Below are 16249 nucleotides of genomic sequence, written 5' to 3' on the forward strand. Positions count from 1 at the left end.
GGCCGCCGACAGCCTGCGCGGTGCCGCCGGGGCGGCGCCGCGGCATCCCGGCATCCAGGTCTGGCTCGCCCACGTGCTGGAGGACACCGGCGAGGCCGAGGCCGCCGCCGATGCCTATGCCCGGGCCCACGCACTGGCGCCGGAGGAGCCGATGCTGGCCGCCTACCTGCTGGCCTGGCGCCGCAAGCTCTGCGACTGGCGCGAGCTCGACCGCCTTGCCGCCCAGGTCCGCGGCGCGGTCGCCCGCGGTCGCGCCGCGATCGAACCCTTCGCCTTCCTCAGCGAGGACGGCAGCGCCGCCGAACAATTGCAGTGCGCGCGCCTGCGCGCGGCGGCGATCGCCCGCCAGGTCCGCCCACTGCCACCGGCACCGGCGCGCACCCGCCCCGTCCCGATCCGGGTCGGCCTGCTGTCCAACGGCTTCGGCGCGCACCCGACCGGACTGCTGACGGTCGCGATACTGGAAGCGCTGCGCGCCGGCGAGGACGGCATCGACCCGCACCTGTTCGCGCTCAACCCCGATGACGGCAGCGCGATCCGTCGACGCCTGGCCGCGGCGACCCGAGTCCACGACGTCGCCGGCCGCTCCCACCAGGCGGTCGCCCAGTGCATCCGCGACGCCGGCATCGACGTGCTGTTCGACCTGCGCGGCTGGGGCGGCGGCGGCATGCCGGAAGTGCTGGCGATGCGCCCGGCGCCGGTCCAGGTCAACTGGCTGGCCTACCCGGGCACCTCGGGCGCGCCCTGGATCGACTTCGTTCTGGCCGACGGCTTCGTGCTGCCGGCAGCACTGGAGGCGCACTTCAGCGAGCGCGTCGTGCGCCTGCCGCGTTGCTTCCAGCCCTCCGACACCCGCCGCGCAGTCCCGCCGGCGCCATCGCGCGAGGACTGCGGACTGCCCGGTGGCGACGCGCAGGCGGGCGTCATCTACTGCTGCTTCAACAACAGCTACAAGCTGAACCCGGCCAGCGTCGACCGCGCGCTGACGGTGCTGGCGCAGGTGCCTGGCAGCGTCCTGTGGCTGCTGTCCGGTCCCGGCCGCGCCGACGCGCGCCTGCGCGAGCATGCGCAAGCGCGCGGGATCGACCCGGCGCGACTGGTGTTCATGCCCAAGCAGCCGCACGCCGACTACCTCGCGCGCCTGCAACTGGCCGACCTGTTCCTCGATACCGGCCCCTACAACGCCCATACCACCGCCTCGGATGCGCTGTGGGTCGGCTGTCCGGTACTGACCCGTCCGGGCGCGACCTTCGCCGCGCGCGTCGCCGGCAGCCTCAACCACCACCTGGGCCTGGACGCGATGAACGTCGACAGCGACACCGCCTTCATCGACACCGCGGTGCGGCTGGGACGCGACCCGCAAGCGCTGGCCGCGCTGCGTGCCGAGCTCGCCCACCGGCGCGACAGCAGCGGCCTGTTCGACATGAACGCCTTCGCCGCCGACTTCGCCACCGCGGTGCGGCGGATGGCCGCGGCTGCCGACCACGGCACGACGACCGCCCCGCGCTAGCTGCGATCGACGATCAGGCCGATCTTTCCATCGGCGAACGCGAACTCGGACCGTCCAATCATCTCCAGCACGCTGCCGGCCTTCGGTCCATCGGCGATGTCCGCCGCCAGCACGCCGCGGTAGGCGATCTCGACCACGACCCGGCCGGCCTCGCTGCGGCGCGCGATCACCCGTTGCTCGCGCTCGCGGAACAGCGCCGCGGCGTGTTCGGCGAGCTGACGGAACCCGTCGATGCCATCCGCCTGCGCGGTCAGCTGCCCTCCGGCGTGGTTCTCGAAGCGGATGCCCGGCGCCAGCAGCGCCAGCATGCCGTCGACATCGAACCGGTTGTAGGCCGCGATATAGCGCTCGACCAGATCCAGGCGGGCGGCCTCATCCATCATTCCGTCCGCTCCCGGAAACCGGCGACGGCTCGCGGCCGTCGGTTGCCTCGATCCGGCCATAGCGGTAGCGATAGATCAGCCGCCGGATGCCGCTGCTGCCGAGTATCAGCACCAGCGCAATCAGCAACTCCACCCCGGTCGTCACCATCCCCGCGACCTGGTCGTTGGTCAACTCGAGTTCGAAGGCGTCCGCCTGCCCGAGCCTGAACCAGAACGTCAGCCAGTACACCGCATCGGCGAGCCCGGTGGCCAAGAACCACAATCCGAGCAGGGTGATGCCGATCGAGAACGCGGTGGGCGCGTCCAGCGCCTGCTCCGAACGCGGTTCGCGCATCACCGGCAACAGCTTGCGCGCCACCGTCAACGGGAAGAACCACAGCAGACCGACCAGGCACAGCGAGAACGCGACCACCAACAGGTACAACCAGAACCAGGTCTGGCCGCCGGGCTGCGATATCCCGACCACCATCCCGGGAATTTGGCCAATGGCGGCGAACAGCATGTAGACCGCGAAAAGCCGCGTCGCGACCGCGATGTAATCCTCTCTGCTCATTTCGACTCCCTGCTTTTCAACTTCCTGCTTTTCAGCGTCCCGCTCCGTCGGCCGGCCCGGTCCGCACCCGTTCCCGGCGGTCGTACGGCCTCCGCGTACGGCGTGCCGCTCATCCCGAAGCTCCGAGCTGGAGGACCGGAAGGTACAGCACGAAAAAGGCGATCGGTGCGATCACGGCAAGCGCCAGCGTGCCGATCAGCATCGCAATCAATCCACGTCGCTTCGGGTTCGGCCACTTGAACCAGGCCAGCAGCACCAGCACCGGCAACACCCAGAACACCGCGCCATGATCGACGAACAGCCGGGCGATCACCGGCAATTCGATGCCGAAGGACTGGGCGACGCTGAGAAAACCGGGGGTGGCCGCGACCGGAATCGCCGCCGCCACGATCGAGCACAACAGGCCGATCACCAGCCGTGTCCGGCCGCGCCTCTTCCCCGTCTCCGCTTTCGTCGTCATCGCGTCCTCCATGACCGCTCAAGGGCCCGGATCCTGCTGGCCCGGACCGCACACCGATACCGGACTCTACCGCCTGACGCCTGCACGCGACACCGTCGCCGGCTCATGCCTCCATCGGGAAGAACACGTACCCCGGGCCTTGGCCAGGCACGGCGTCGACCTCCTCGATGCTCTCGAAGTAGATCCGTGCCGCCAGCGTCCGCTCGTCCGGCGCTACCCGCTCGAACACCGGGTCCTCCCGCAACAGTTGCAATGCAGGCATCTCGGCCTCGTCCGGGGCCTGCGCATCGACGAAGCGGGATGCTCCACAACACGCTGTCGGCGGCGCTGAGGTGGAAGCAGCTTCTCGGGCGCGGCCTGTCGCTAGTAGATGCGGCTCCACTCGGAACCGTCGAACTGCATCACATCCTGGGCTCCGATCGACCACAACACGCCGTCAGCGGCACTGAGGTGATGGCAGGTCGAAGGCATGTCGCAATCGCCAAAGTCGACCGCCACCAGTCGTTCGCGATCCAGTCGGTACAGCATTTGCATGGTCGACAGATACAGGGCGCCCCCGAACCAGGCCAGCCCCCAGATGTCCTCCTCGGTCACTCCGTGCTCGACCAAGCGCCACTGGTTTCCGCGTCCAGCGATCACGACGCCCTCGCTGCCCGCGGCATAGACCGTACCGTCCGGAGCGCATACGACCTTGTGCAGCGCCAGATCGGTCAGGCTGCGGGCCGGTTGCCACTGCGAGCCGTCGAATCTCCAGATCTCGCCTTCCCAGCCGACGGTGTAGATCTCTCGGCTTGAATAGCCGTCGACCGACTCGAAGCTGCGTTCCAGCAGTTCGTCGGAATCGTCATCGCCCCAGATATCCAAGCGTGTCCAACGGCCTGGAGCCTCACGGCGATACAGCTGGCGACAGGTGCCGGCGGCGTACAGCACCCCGTCCGATCCGTCATCGGCGATCGCCCTCAGCTCACGGATGTAGCCGCGCGTCGACGGCGCCGGCAACGTTGGATCGAACAGCTCCTCCGAGATGTCTCCTCCACCGGCGAGCCAACTGCAACGCCCCTTGTGCTCCATCAGCACGAACTTCTCCTCGGGCAGCTGACAGACCGACGCCGAACCGGCCAGCCAGTCGAGGTCGTACCCCCCCATTCGCCCTGATCGACCACGAGCACGCGGGTATGTGCGACGCCAGCCTCGACCAGCGCGTCGTCAGTCGCCAGCAGGTAGGCGAGGTCGTGGTAGCGGACCACGCCGCCGATGATGCTGTGTCCTTCGAGAAACTCTTCCATCAGCAACGCTCTCCTATCGATTCCGGCCAGATATCCAACGCGTACACGGTTCCGCCCAACTGGCCTTCGACTCAGTCGATGCGCTGCCAGCGGCGACCGTCGTGGGCCAGCACGTCCTTGGCCGAGATGCTCCACAACACGCCGTCGGCGGCGCTGAGGTGGAAGCAGCTTCTCGGGCGCAGCCGGCCGAAAGAGACCGGCTGCAGGCGCCCGTTCTCGAGCGCGTAAAGCCCCTGGTTGCTGGCGACGTAGAGCCTGTCCTGGAACCAGGCCAGGCTCCAGAAGCCCTCGTCGGGTCCGGCATGCGCGATCGCCTCCCATTGCAGCCCGCGTCCGCGCAGCAGGGTCCCGCCCTGGCCGCCGGCGTAGACGTGTCCGTCGCCGGCGCAGCACAACGCGGTCAACACCTTGCCGGTGGGACTGGCGGCCGGCTCCCAGCGCTTGCCGTGGTAGTGCCAGATCTCGCCTTCCAGGCCGACCGCGTACAACTGGTCGTGAGCGAAGCCGGCGATCGCCTCGAAACCGACGATGCCGCTGTCGCCTGCCGCGGGTCGCGCACCGGCATCCATCGCCCGCCAATCGTCGACGCCATGGCGCCGATAGACCTGTCGACCCGCCCCGCAGGCATAGGCCACACCTTCGACCGCGCAGACGCCACGGATCGGTCCGCGACCGCCGACCGCCTTCTTTCCCGCAGGCAGGCGCTCCTCGTGGGTGTCGCCGGAGCCGATGCAGAGGACCTCGCCGCCGGCACCGACGAACAGGGCCTGTTCCAAAGGCTCCCCGACCACCGTGGCGGCGACCACGGCCCAGGGCTGCACGTCGTCGGCATCCTCGCCGACCCGCCACAGGCCGGCATCCCATTCGGTGATGTAGCTATGCGCCACGCCCCGCGCCTGCATCTCGTCGGAGACCGAGGCCACGTAGGCCAGGTCGTGATAGCGGACCACGCCTGTCACATGGGAGAACAGCTTCGACCACGGTTGTGTCATTCCGGATTCCTTTCGTTCCATACCGGCGCGACCATGCCGAAGTGTGGTCGAGGCATCGCAGCCGACGTACCTTGCGCCCCAACCACGGCCGCCTGGTACGCCCGTCCCCTGTCGCCACGGCGGATGGCGATCATCCACGCCGCTCCCGCGCCACGCAAGCCTCCATGAACGGCGCGCGGACCGGCACGGTGCACCCTCTGGTGGGATCCTCGTCGTCGACCCGGAGCCCAGCCACGGAGCGGGCGAACTGGCCGCGCTCTGGCGCCAGGGACTATGCCGGGGCCGATCGAAGCTCGCCCGGAGACCGACCGCGCAGCGCCTGGCGTGCGCGGACCACGCCGTGCACGTGACGCCTTCTCATCCAGCCATGGTTCCGGCCAAGCGGTCCGGGATGGTGCGACGACGCCTGTCCGCACCACCGGGCACCGTGACGACTTGCAGGGTTGCCGGACATGTCCGGCGACTACGATGCGGCCATGAAGACCATCCTGTTCAATGTCGCCCTCACCGCCCTTGCCGCCTTCTCCACCGCCCACGCCCAGGACTGTCCGGACATCGCGCCGTACCAGCCCGCGCGCGAGGTGATCGCCGACCTGACCCGGATCGTCGCCCCCGGTGGCGTGCAGGAATCGTTCACCGCGGACATCGGCGGCGTCGAGCAGTACATCAATGCGCGCGGCCAGGACCGCGACAACCCGGTGATCCTGTTCGTGCACGGCGGTCCCGCTTCGCCGCTGACCCCGAGCCTGTGGCAGTTCCAGCGGCCGCTGGAGGAGTACTTCACGATGGTCACCTGGGACCAGCGCGCGGCCGGCCGGACCTTCAACCTGTCCGACCCGGAGAAGATCGCCGACACCATCCGCATCCCGCGCTACATCGACGATGCGATCGAGGTCGCCGAACACGTCCGCAAGCGCTACGGCAAGCGCAAGCTGATCCTGATGGGCCACAGCTGGGGCACCATCGTCGGCATGGGCGCGGCCTTGAAGCGGCCCGACCTGTTCCACGCCTATGTCGGCATCGGTCAGGTGATCGACGTGCAGGAGAACGAGCGGATCAGCTTCGACTACGCGCTCGAGCAGGCCCGCCGCGCCCGCAACGAAGCAGCGGTGCGGGCGCTGGAGGCGATCGCGCCCTACCCCGGCGATACCCCGCTGACCCGCGAACGCATCGTCACCGCGCGGATCTGGGCCCAGCACTACGGCGGCATGAGCGCGTTCCGCGACGAGACCAACCTGTACTTCTATCGTGCCGGCCGGCTGTCGCCGGACTACGACGCCGCCGACGTCTGTGCGATCGACCGCGGCAACGTGTTCACCCTGGGCCGCATCCTCGACGCCTTCCTCAAGGTCGACTACAGCGGTGTCGAGCGGTTCCCGATTCCGCTGGTGATGCTGATGGGCCGGCACGACTACACGACGCCCTCGCAGCCGACCGCCGACTGGCTGGACGCGGTCGACGCGCCCTACAAGCGCGGCATCTGGTTCGAGCGCTCCGCGCACATGGTGCCGTGGGAGGAGCCGGGCAAGACCCTGGTGAGCCTGCTGGAAACGGTGCGACCGATCGCGATCGAGGACGAGGCGCGGACGCCGTCCAGTCCCTGAGTCGCCGGCGCCTCCGCCGACCGCTCCGGGACGCCCATCCGGCGGCACGGACGGAACGGGCCGGGACGATTGCCCGACCCGGCCCGCGCGATCGTCGGGCGACGCCTCCGCCATCCGGAGGGCTTCGCCGGAACTGGAGTTCCACCACCCGCGCTACTGGCCCACCTCGCCCAGGCCCTCGACGTGCTCGGCCCCGGCCAGGACCTCCGCGGAGCTGCCCTCGAAGGCATCGCCGATGGGTTGCGCGCGGCCGCCCAGGCAGGTGCCGAGGAAGCCCTCCATCACCGCGAAGAAGCTCAGGCGGTTCTCGGGCTTCTGGAAACCGTGGCCTTCATCCGGGTAGTTGATGTAGGTGACCGGCAGTTCCTTCGCCTGCATGGCCGCGACCAGGGTGTCGGCCTCGGGCTTGGTCACGCGCGGATCGTTGCCGCCCTGCCCAACCAGCAGCGGCGCGCGGATGTCGTCGATGCGGCTGATCGCCGAGCGTTCGATCATCGCCGCGCGCTGAGCGGGGTCGGACGGATCGCCGACGTAGCGGAACCAGGTCCCGGCCAGGATCGGCTTCCAGTACTCGGGGAAGCTTTCGATCAGCGTGGCGAGGCTGGACGGCCCGACGATGTCCACGCCGCAGGCGAAGCGATCGGGGGTGAAGCTCATGCCGATCAGGGTCGCGTAGCCGCCGTAGCTGCCGCCGCCGATCGCGACCTTGTCGCGACGGGCGACGCCCTGGTCGATGGCCCAGTCCACCGCGTCGATCAGATCCGAGTGCATCTTGCCGGCGAACTCACCGACCGCGGCATTGGTGAAGTCCTTGCCGAAGCCGGTCGAACCGCGGTAGTTCACGCTGAGCACCGCATAGCCGCGGTTCGCCATCCATTGGTGGACGGCGTTGTATCCGTAGCTGTCCCTGGCCCATGGGCCGCCGTGGACCCACAGCAGCATCGGCACCGGCGCTTCCGGGCGCCCGTCGCCATCGGCATCGCTGCCCGGCGGCAGGGTCAGGTATGACACCAGGGTACGGCCATCGCCGGCCTTCAGCTCAAGCGCCTGCATCGGCTGCAGCGCCACGCCGGCCAGCTCCGGCCGGGTGTCGAACCACGGCGTCAACGTTCCGGCGTCGCGGTCGTAGACGTAGTATTGGCCAGGACGTTCCGCCGCCCCTTCGTAGACGACCCACTTGCGGTCGTCGTCGGTACGCGAGCTGATGTTGAACTCGCCCTTGAGCTTGCCTTCAAGGAACTCGAACTCCTTGCGCATGTCGTCGGTCAAGGCGACCCACTCGTTCTTGAGGTAGTTGACCGAGTAGGCGACCGGCTCGTAGGTTTCCAGGTCGGAATAGAAACCGTCGACATCGGCGATCTCCGACTCGGCGACCACCCGGCGCTCGCCGCTGCCCAGGTCGACCTCGATCAGCGCGGAAGTATTGCGATCGCGGCTGTCGGAGACCAACACCCGGGTGTTGTCGCGAGAGAAGCCGCCGACCCCGGTGTTGAGCAGGTCTTCGCTGGGAATCTCCATGAACACGTCGCCCAACGACAGATCATCGTTCAACCAGTGGACCTGGCTGCCACCGTCGGGCAGGGTCACCGTGGCCATGCGCGGTGCGTACACGTTGTCGGTGATCCACGATGCGTAGCCGGGATTCTCGGCCACCAGCACCTTCTCGCCGGTGGCGATGTCGACCTCGTACAGGTCGGCGAACTGCGGATTGCGTTCGTTGGTACCGACCAGGATCACGCCGGGACGATCGCGGCTGACATCGCTGATGAAGGCGCGGGCACCGTCCTTCAGCGGAGTCAGGTCGCGGGTCTCCCCGGTCTGCGGATCGGCCGCATACACGTGGTAGTTCTCGTCGCCGTCGTTGTCCTTCACGAACAGGACATGGCGGCTGTCGGTGCTCCAACGGTGGTTGGTAATGCCGCGATGGCGATCGCGGGTGATCGCCTTGCCGTTGCCGGGGTCGTCCGCCGGCGCGACCCATACGTTGAGCGCGCCCTCATCGGGCGCGATCCAGCTGACCCAGCGACCGTCGGGACTGATCCGGCCCTGGGTCCTGACCGGATTGCCGAACAGCGCGGCGCGATCGATCAGTTCGGCAGTACCGGCCACGGTCTCCGGACCGGCGCCGGACGTGTCCTGCCGATCGGCGCCACCGCAACCGGACAGCAGCAACGAAGCGCCGGAAAATAGTGCAAGTACAACCGGGGACAAAGATTTCACGGAACGTTCCTCTTGGATTCTTCTTCGATCAAGCCATCGGCCGGCCGGGAAACCCGCGATCGGGCCGGGGTTCCGCGCAACGACCAGGGCACGCACCGCGCGGGTGCGGAAGCGTTCGACCCGGCACGAACTAGTGTCGTGCCGGGTCGGGCGGAACGACGCCGACGAGGCTGGCGTTGACCGCCGCCGTCCACAGTAGGGACTCGACCGGATCGGCGGCAATGTGCCACTAGTCCGCCGTGTTTCCTGATAACCCCGCCTTCTTGCGGTAACCATGGCGCCCTCGACGCCACGCCCGCGGGTCGCCGGCAACGCGACTGCCACCCGGCGCCAACCGCAGTCGCGATCCCGCGCCCCGGCAGCCGCCGTCGCAATCACGCGGCGGCGCTGGCCGGGTAACTGGTATAGCCCTGCGCGTCGCCACCGAACAGCGAAGCACCGTCGTAGTCGGCCAGCGGCAGGCCCTCGCGCAGGCGTCGCGGCAGGTCGGGATTGGCAATGAACGGACGGCCGAACGCGACCAGGTCGGCCAGTCCGTCGTCGAGGATGGCGTCGGCACGCGCGCGGTCGTACTTGCCGGCGACGATCACCGCCCCGCGGTAGGCCGCGCGGACCGCTTCGCGGAACCGGCGCTCGAACTGCGGCGCGTCGTCCCAGTCGGCCTCGACCAGATGCAGGTAGGCGACACCGGCCGCGTCCAGGTGGCGCGCGGCCTCGATCAGGGTCGGCAGGATGTCCGGGCAGGCCATCCCGCGCGCGGTCAGGAACGGCGCCACCCGCACGCCGGTGCGTTCGGGACCGACCTCCGCGGCCACCACATCCACCACCTCCTTGAAGAAGCGCAGCCGGTTCTCGCGGGAGCCGCCGTAGCCGTCGCTGCGCGTATTGGACGAGGTGCGCAGGAACTGGTCGATCAGATAGCCGTTGGCGCCGTGGATCTCCACGCCGTCGAAGCCGGCCCGCATCGCGCGCCGCGCCGCGGCGCGGAAGTCGTCGACGATCGCGGCGATCTCCTCCGGCTCCAGCGCGCGCGGGGTCGGACAGGCGACCATGCCGCCCTGCCCGGTGGCCGGATCGACCATCCAGACCGCCCCGTCGAACGGCAGCGCCGACGGCGCCACCGGCAGCGCACCGTCGTGGAAGTCCGGATGCGACATGCGGCCGACGTGCCACAGCTGCAGGAAGATGCGGCCGCCGGCGGCGTGCACGGCGTCGGTGACCTGGCGCCAGCCCGCCACCTGCGCCTCGCTGTGGATGCCGGGCGTGAACGAGTAACCCTTGCCCTGCGGCGAGATCTGGGTCGCCTCGCTGACGATCAGTCCGGCCCCGGCACGCTGCGCGTAGTACTGCGCGTTCAGGGCATTGGGCACGTCGCCGGGCTGGCTGCTGCGGGCACGGGTCATCGGCGCCATCACGATGCGGCTGCGCAGATCGAGGGCGCCGAGCCGGAAGGGAGAGAACAGCTGCGGGTCTGACATGGTGGATTCCTGTTGCGAGTGGGGGAAGTGGCGTAGGCCGCCGGTCCGGCCTCAGACGGCACGCCGTGCCAGCCGGCTGAGATAGGCGGCCGCTGGCCGCGCCGGGTCGGCCGGCGTATCGAGTTCGATCACCAGTCCGCCGGGCAACGGCACGAAGATCTGCACGTCGCCATCCTCCGGCACCACCGCGACCTCGTAGTCGAGGCCGGCCGCGTCGAGACGGGCCAGCACCGCATCGGCAGGCTCGTCGCTACGGAAGGCGACGTGCCCGATCCGGACCGCCGGGCCTGCCGCGGTCGGTGCCTGGACCAGGTGCAGCAGGGCGACCGGGGCGTCGCCGTAGAGCCATTGGCCGGGAAACGGGAACGGCGGCCGTCTGCCTTCGCGCAGCCCCATCACCTCGGCGAACAGGCGGCGCGCGGGCGAATCGCTGCCGACGTGCAGGTTGACGTGATCGAAGCGGAAGGCGGGAGGCATGGGCGGCAGGCACCAGGCTGATTCGACGTGATATCAATTTCAGTTATCTTTGCGGGAAGAAAAAGAGCCCCACCGAAACCTCTGTTTCAAATCCGGATTGAAAATGAAGGCGCTCGCCGACCTCCGTTTGTTCGTCCTCGCCGCCCGCCTGGGCAGCCTCTCGGCCGCGGCGCGCCAGCTCGACATCAGCCCGGCGGTCGCCAGCGCGGCGATCAAGCGGCTGGAGGCCGAACTCGACACCCGCCTGTTCGTGCGCTCCACCCGCGCCCTGCGCGCCACCGCCGAGGGCGAACGCTTCCTTGCCCACGCGCACGAGGCGCTGCGCGCGCTCGACGAGGGCGTGCAGACCCTGCAGGGCGAAGGCGCCGAGCTGCGCGGCGAGCTGCGCATCTCGGCGCCCTCGGACCTGGGCCGGCACCTACTGCTGCCATGGCTGGACGCGTTCCAGCAGGCGCATCCGGCCCTGCAGCTGCGCCTGTACCTGTCCGATCGCATCGCCGACATCTACCGGCAACCGGTGGACGTCGCGCTGCGCTACGGGCCGCCGCCGGACTCGTCGCTGGTCGCGCTTCCGGTCCATGCCGACAACCGTCGGGTGCTGGTGGCGTCGCCGGCCTATCTCGCCCGCGCCGGAGCACCGGCCCACCCGGAGGCGCTGCGCGATCACAACTGCCTGCGCTTCATGCTCGCCGACGACCTGCATACCCAATGGCGCTTCACCACGGCCGACGGCAAGCCGCTGGCGGTGGCGGTGGACGGCGACCGCGTCAGCGACGACGGCGATGCGGTACGACGCTGGGCGCTGGCCGGCCACGGCATCGCCTACAAGTCCTGGCTGGACGTCGCCGAGGACGTCGCCGCCGCGCGCCTGCAACTGCTGTGCGCGGCCTGGAGCGGCGAACCCTCGCCGCTGCACCTGATCAGTCCGGATCGCCGCCTGATCGGACCGGCGGTGCATCGGTTGCGCGGATTCCTGGTCGACAGATGCCGGGCGCTGGGCGCGCCGCCGCCTTCGCATCGAGGTCCGGCGCGGCCGGCAATGGGTTAGGCTCGCGGCATGACCGCATCCGCCGATTTCCTCCCGCTCTCGCTGTGCGTGCTGACCGTGTCCGACAGCCGCACCCCCGCCAACGACAGCTCCGGCGACTACCTCGCGCAGGCCCTGGCCGATGCCGGCCACCGCCTCGCCGCGCGCGCCCTGCTGCCGGACGACAAGTACCGGCTGCGGGCCACGGTCTCGCAATGGATCGCCGACGACGCGGTGGACGGCATCCTGGTCACCGGCGGCACCGGCTTCACCGGCCGCGACTCCACTCCCGAGGCGTTGATGCCGCTGCTGGACAAGCGGATGGACGGCTTCGGCGAGCTGTTCCGCGCGATCAGCTTCGAGGAGATCGGCACCTCGACCCTGCAGTCGCGCGCGTTCGCCGGCCTGGCCAACGGCACCTTCGTGTTCGCCCTGCCCGGCTCGACCTCGGCCTGCCGCACCGGCTGGGAGAAGATCATCCGCGCCCAGCTCGACGCCCGCACCCGCCCCTGCAATCTCGCCAATCTGAAGCCACGTCTGAAGGAGTAGTCCGATGGCCATCGACCAGACCCTGCGCCTGCTGGCGCGCGCCCGCGGCCTGAGCGTCAGCGACATCGCCACCGCGATTCCGCGCGCCGGCGTCGCCACGGTCAATGCCTGGCTCAAGGGCGACAAGCTGCCCGGCCAGGACCAGCTCGACGCGCTGGCACGGACCTTCGGAGTCCCCGCCGGCGCCCTGCTGGCCGAACTGGCCAGCAGCCTGGACCCGGCCCGCACCCCGGGCGAGCACGACCTGCTCGCCGCCTACCGCGCGCTCAACACCCGCCAACAGGGCGCCCTGCTCGAGGTCGCGCGGGCGATGGCCGGGCATCCGTCGCCACGCAAGCGCGGCACCCCCCGCAAGGGCGGCGCGCGCCGGAAAGGCTGAGCCCGCCGGCCGCCGTCACGATGAAGAAGGGATCGATGAAGAAGAAGCAATACGAACAGGCACTGGAACCAATGCAACTGGAGCTGGCGGCGGTCGCGCGCTGGCTGCAACACACCGGCAAGCGCCTGCTGGTGGTGCTCGAAGGCCGCGACACCGCCGGCAAGGGCGGCGCGGTCGGCGCGCTCAGCGACCACCTCAACCCGCGCCAGTGCCACACCGTCGCCCTGCCCAAGCCCAGCGATCGCGAGGCCGGCCAGTGGTACTTCCAGCGCTACGTGCCGCACCTGCCGGCGGCCGGCGAGATCGTGCTGTTCGATCGCAGCTGGTACAACCGTGCCGGGGTCGAGAAGGTGATGGGCTTCGCCAGCGAAGAGCAGGTCGCGCACTTCCTGAAACAGGTGCCGGTGTTCGAGAAGCTGCTGGTCGACGACGGCATCCTGCTGTTCAAGTACTGGCTGTGCTGCGACCAGGACAAGCAGGAGGAGCGCTTCGCCGAACGGCTGGAGGACCCGCTCAAGCGCTGGAAGCTCTCGCCGATCGACCTGAAGGCGCGCGAGCGCTACCAGGCCTACACCGACGCCCGCGAGGCGATGCTGGAGGCCACGCACAGCAAGCACGCGCCGTGGACCCTGGTCGATTTCAACGACCAGAAGCGCGGTCGCCTGACCCTGATCCGCGACCTGCTCGACCGCCTGCCCGACCGCGAGGTACCGACGCCCGAGATCGAGTACCCGCCACTCGGGCATCCGCCGCTGGAAGAGCGCTACCGGGCGCTCGAACCGATCCGGAACTTCGACGACGACTGAGTGCCGCGACGCGGCCGCCGCCGCAGGCCCGCGTAACCTTTTCCGCCTCCATCCGAATCCACATGGCATCGGCACCGGGACGATGCGCGTCCCCGCCCCGCATGGAGGAACCGGACATCGTCGCCCATCCTGACGCCGCGGCCGCGCCCGCGGGCGGGTGTTTTGCGGGTCGGCGACGACAAGGTCATCATGGGCACCATCGTCCCCTTTGCCCGGACATCCCCGTCACCGATGTCCCCCGAACAGCCAACGGCCGGAGCGCCACGCTCCGGCGACCATCGCGACCGCCCGGTCGACGCGGTGCCGTGGGAGCGGCTGATGGAGCAGGCGCAGGACGGCGACCGCGTCGCCTACCACACGCTGCTGCAATCGATCACGCCCTACGTGCGGGCGATCGCCCGCCGCCACCTCGGCCCCGGCGAGGACACCGAGGATGCGGTGCAGGAGATCCTGATGATCGTCCACGGCATCCGCCATACCTACGAGCGCGGACGCCCGTTCAAGCCGTGGCTGGGCACGATCGCCAGCCGCCGCTGCATCGACCTGCTGCGCAAGCGCGCGCACCGTCTGCGGCACGAGTTCGACGACTTCGACGCCGTCCCCGAACACCTGTGGGGCGCCCCCGGCGACAACGCCGCAACGCCGATGGACGAAGCCAGCCGGGCGCAATCGGCACGCGAGGTGCACGAAGCGGTCGAGGCCCTGCCCGAACGCCAGCGTGAGGCGGTCCGCCTGCTGCGACTGAAGGAGCTGTCCCTGAGCGAGGCCGCCGAATTCAGCGAACAGAGCACCGGCGCGCTGAAGGTCGCCTACCACCGCGCATTGAAGTCGCTGCGCAAGGCACTCGGCCACAGCGACGAAGCGCCGCCGGAAGCGCGCGACGACGATACCGGCCGCGGGCCGGGCATCACCCCCAGCAACACCACGGGTCACCGCCATGACTGACACCAACCGCCTGATCGATCACCTGGCCTCGCGCGGCAAGCGCGTGCGGCCGCTGGCCTCGCCGCTGCGGCGGACGCTGCTGTGGCTGGCGCTGGCGGCGCTGGTGCTGGCGTTGATCGTCGCCGTGAGCGGCCTCAACCCCGGCGCGGTGCGTGCGCTGCAGGCCCCGGCCGGACGCCTGGAGTGGATCGCCAGCCTGCTGGTCGGCGTGCTCGCCGCCTATGCCACCTTCCAGGTCAGCGTGCCGGGGCGCTCGCAGCGCTGGGCCCTGCTGCCGCTGCCGGCCCTGCTGCTGTGGCTGGGCGGCATGGGCTGGGGCTGCCTGCACGAGGTCGCCCTGCACGGCGCCTCGGCATTGTCCTTCCATGCCGACAGCGCCGAATGCGCGCAGGCGATCGCGCTGACCAGCCTGCCGTTGAGCCTGGTGATGCTGTTGCTGGTGCGCCACGCCGGCGTGGTCCGTCCGGCGATCACCGCGACCCTCGCCACCCTCAGCACCGCCGCCCTGGCCTCGGCCGGGGTCGGCCTGATCCATGCCGGGGAAACCATGCTGATGGTGCTGTTGTTCCACTTCGGCATGGTCGCGGTGCTCAGCGGCCTGAGCCTGCTGTTCAGTCGCCGCCTGTTCGCCTGGATCGGCTACGCGCCGCGCTGAACGCGGCCGTCATCGCGCTAACCGACGGTGAAGCCCGGCCCGGACTCGTCCTCGCCGGCGGCCTCGCGCCGGACCGAGGCGACCCGGGCCTGCGGCGGGCCGTGCTGCAGCCAGGCGTCGAGGCTGTCGAGCGCGTCGGCGTCGCCGGCGGCCAGCACCTCGACCCGGCCGTCGGCCAGATTGCGGGCGTAGCCGCGCAGGCCCAGTTCCTGCGCGCGTTCGCAGGTCGAGGCGCGGAACCACACGCCCTGCACCTTGCCCGATATCCAGAACCGCGCGGCGGCCATCGCGCCTATTCCCCGGTCTCGCCGGCCGGTTCCATGCCGGTGGCCTGGCCGATGCGCTCGATCGCCGCCTCGATCTCCGGCGCCGTCACCGGGCCCAGGAAGCGATCCGCGACCCGGCCGTCGGGCGCGATCAGGTAGGTCATCGGCAGCCCGCGCGGGGTCTCGAAGTCGGCCGGCGGGTTGTAGGTGTCGACGATCACGATCGGATACACCACCGGGTGCTTTTCCAGGAACGCCTTCATCTCGGCGACCTCGATCTCCTCGTAGGCCAGCCCGACGACCTCGATGTGTTCGCGCATCGCGTCCAGCGCGGACAGTTCGGGCATCTCCTTCAGACACGGCTTGCACCAGGTCGCCCAGAAATTGACCACCACCCAGCGGCCGCGGTGCTCGGCCAGGTCGTAGGGCGCACCGTCGACGGTGGCCGCCTTCAGTTCGGGCTGCTCGACGGTGCCGCCGGCATCGGCACCGGTATCGTCGGCGTCCGCCGTTGCGGTGTCGGCCACCGTGGGCGCCTCCGGACCGGGATCGGCGGCCGGTTCCGGCGCGCGCTGGCAGGCGGCCAGCAGCAACAGCGTGGCCAGCAGGGTCAGCAGCGGCATCCGTGCGCATGAAGGGCGGAAGTGTCCGTACATCGT

Annotated in this window: 19 protein-coding genes; 8 read left to right on the forward strand and 11 right to left on the reverse strand. The window is 69.8% G+C overall.

Annotated elements, in window-relative coordinates; all coding sequences use genetic code 11:
* A partial coding sequence (locus FKV24_RS00030) for an O-linked N-acetylglucosamine transferase, SPINDLY family protein (protein ID WP_141480715.1) occupies positions 1–1510 on the forward strand: 1510 nt, incomplete at its 5' end.
* Here the strand turns inward: FKV24_RS00030 and FKV24_RS00035 are convergent.
* The 6 genes from FKV24_RS00035 to FKV24_RS00055 all read right to left on the reverse strand — a co-directional run bounded on the left by FKV24_RS00035 (position 1507) and on the right by FKV24_RS00055 (position 5184).
* Positions 1507–1893, reverse strand: a complete 387-nt coding sequence (locus FKV24_RS00035) for a nuclear transport factor 2 family protein (RefSeq protein ID WP_249040845.1) — start codon at positions 1891–1893, stop codon at positions 1507–1509. The genes FKV24_RS00030 and FKV24_RS00035 overlap by 4 nt on opposite strands.
* Positions 1883–2446 carry a hypothetical protein gene (locus FKV24_RS00040; RefSeq protein WP_141480716.1) on the reverse strand — a complete coding sequence of 188 codons (564 nt, stop codon included), beginning with the start codon at positions 2444–2446 and terminating at the stop codon, positions 1883–1885. The genes FKV24_RS00035 and FKV24_RS00040 overlap by 11 nt, the downstream gene beginning before the upstream one ends.
* Before the next feature lie 109 nt (positions 2447–2555).
* Complete coding sequence (locus tag FKV24_RS00045; RefSeq protein WP_141480717.1) at positions 2556–2906, reverse strand: hypothetical protein; 351 nt, start codon at positions 2904–2906, stop codon at positions 2556–2558.
* Between the two features lie 103 nt (positions 2907–3009).
* Positions 3010–3168 carry a hypothetical protein gene (locus FKV24_RS19065; protein ID WP_170288146.1) on the reverse strand — a complete coding sequence of 53 codons (159 nt, stop codon included), beginning with the start codon at positions 3166–3168 and terminating at the stop codon, positions 3010–3012.
* Between the two features lie 101 nt (positions 3169–3269).
* Positions 3270–4052, reverse strand: a complete 783-nt coding sequence (locus FKV24_RS19430) for a beta propeller repeat protein (RefSeq protein ID WP_211371727.1) — start codon at positions 4050–4052, stop codon at positions 3270–3272.
* A gap of 211 nt (positions 4053–4263) precedes the next feature.
* Positions 4264–5184 (reverse strand): WD40/YVTN/BNR-like repeat-containing protein, encoded by a 921-nt coding sequence (locus tag FKV24_RS00055; RefSeq protein WP_141480718.1) that lies wholly within the window; start codon positions 5182–5184, stop codon positions 4264–4266.
* Positions 5185–5660: 476 nt separating this feature from the next.
* On the opposite strand from FKV24_RS00055, the gene FKV24_RS00060 reads away from it, so the two are divergent.
* Positions 5661–6788, forward strand: a complete 1128-nt coding sequence (locus FKV24_RS00060) for an alpha/beta fold hydrolase (protein WP_141480719.1) — start codon at positions 5661–5663, stop codon at positions 6786–6788.
* Between the two features lie 153 nt (positions 6789–6941).
* On the opposite strand, the gene FKV24_RS00065 is transcribed toward FKV24_RS00060, so the two are convergent.
* From FKV24_RS00065 to FKV24_RS00075, 3 genes are all read right to left on the reverse strand, one after another.
* Complete coding sequence (locus tag FKV24_RS00065; RefSeq protein ID WP_211371728.1) at positions 6942–9008, reverse strand: S9 family peptidase; 2067 nt, start codon at positions 9006–9008, stop codon at positions 6942–6944.
* 374 nt (positions 9009–9382) lie between these two features.
* On the reverse strand, positions 9383–10486 hold the full coding sequence (locus tag FKV24_RS00070) for an alkene reductase (protein WP_141480721.1): 1104 nt from the start codon (positions 10484–10486) through the stop codon (positions 9383–9385).
* Between the two features lie 51 nt (positions 10487–10537).
* On the reverse strand, positions 10538–10963 hold the full coding sequence (locus FKV24_RS00075) for a VOC family protein (protein WP_141480722.1): 426 nt from the start codon (positions 10961–10963) through the stop codon (positions 10538–10540).
* A gap of 103 nt (positions 10964–11066) precedes the next feature.
* Between FKV24_RS00075 and FKV24_RS00080 the strand changes: the two genes are divergently transcribed.
* From FKV24_RS00080 to FKV24_RS00105, 6 genes are all read left to right on the forward strand, one after another.
* Complete coding sequence (locus FKV24_RS00080; RefSeq protein WP_141480723.1) at positions 11067–12011, forward strand: LysR family transcriptional regulator; 945 nt, start codon at positions 11067–11069, stop codon at positions 12009–12011.
* A gap of 9 nt (positions 12012–12020) precedes the next feature.
* The gene (gene moaB / locus FKV24_RS00085) at positions 12021–12539 is read left to right on the forward strand and encodes a molybdenum cofactor biosynthesis protein B (RefSeq protein WP_111267109.1); all 519 of its coding nucleotides are present in this window, start codon (positions 12021–12023) and stop codon (positions 12537–12539) included.
* A gap of 4 nt (positions 12540–12543) precedes the next feature.
* Complete coding sequence (locus FKV24_RS00090) at positions 12544–12918, forward strand: helix-turn-helix domain-containing protein (protein ID WP_141480724.1); 375 nt, start codon at positions 12544–12546, stop codon at positions 12916–12918.
* Between the two features lie 35 nt (positions 12919–12953).
* On the forward strand, positions 12954–13724 hold the full coding sequence (gene ppk2, locus FKV24_RS00095; protein WP_211371729.1) for a polyphosphate kinase 2: 771 nt from the start codon (positions 12954–12956) through the stop codon (positions 13722–13724).
* Between the two features lie 231 nt (positions 13725–13955).
* Positions 13956–14669: a sigma-70 family RNA polymerase sigma factor gene (locus FKV24_RS00100; protein ID WP_170288147.1), complete on the forward strand. Its 714-nt coding sequence runs from the start codon at positions 13956–13958 to the stop codon at positions 14667–14669.
* Positions 14662–15324 carry an NrsF family protein gene (locus FKV24_RS00105; RefSeq protein ID WP_111267113.1) on the forward strand — a complete coding sequence of 221 codons (663 nt, stop codon included), beginning with the start codon at positions 14662–14664 and terminating at the stop codon, positions 15322–15324. The genes FKV24_RS00100 and FKV24_RS00105 overlap by 8 nt, the downstream gene beginning before the upstream one ends.
* A gap of 17 nt (positions 15325–15341) precedes the next feature.
* Here FKV24_RS00105 and FKV24_RS00110 read toward each other — a convergent pair whose 3' ends face one another.
* Together FKV24_RS00110 and FKV24_RS00115 are read right to left on the reverse strand one after the other, a co-directional pair.
* Positions 15342–15611, reverse strand: a complete 270-nt coding sequence (locus FKV24_RS00110) for an acylphosphatase (RefSeq protein WP_111267114.1) — start codon at positions 15609–15611, stop codon at positions 15342–15344.
* A 5-nt stretch (positions 15612–15616) separates the two neighbouring features.
* The gene (locus tag FKV24_RS00115) at positions 15617–16246 is read right to left on the reverse strand and encodes a TlpA family protein disulfide reductase (RefSeq protein WP_249040846.1); all 630 of its coding nucleotides are present in this window, start codon (positions 16244–16246) and stop codon (positions 15617–15619) included.
* Between the last annotated feature and the right edge of the window lie 3 nt (positions 16247–16249).

Origin of the sequence: Marilutibacter maris (assembly GCF_006546735.2) — a bacterium.
GTDB classification, from domain to species: domain Bacteria; phylum Pseudomonadota; class Gammaproteobacteria; order Xanthomonadales; family Xanthomonadaceae; genus Marilutibacter; species Marilutibacter maris.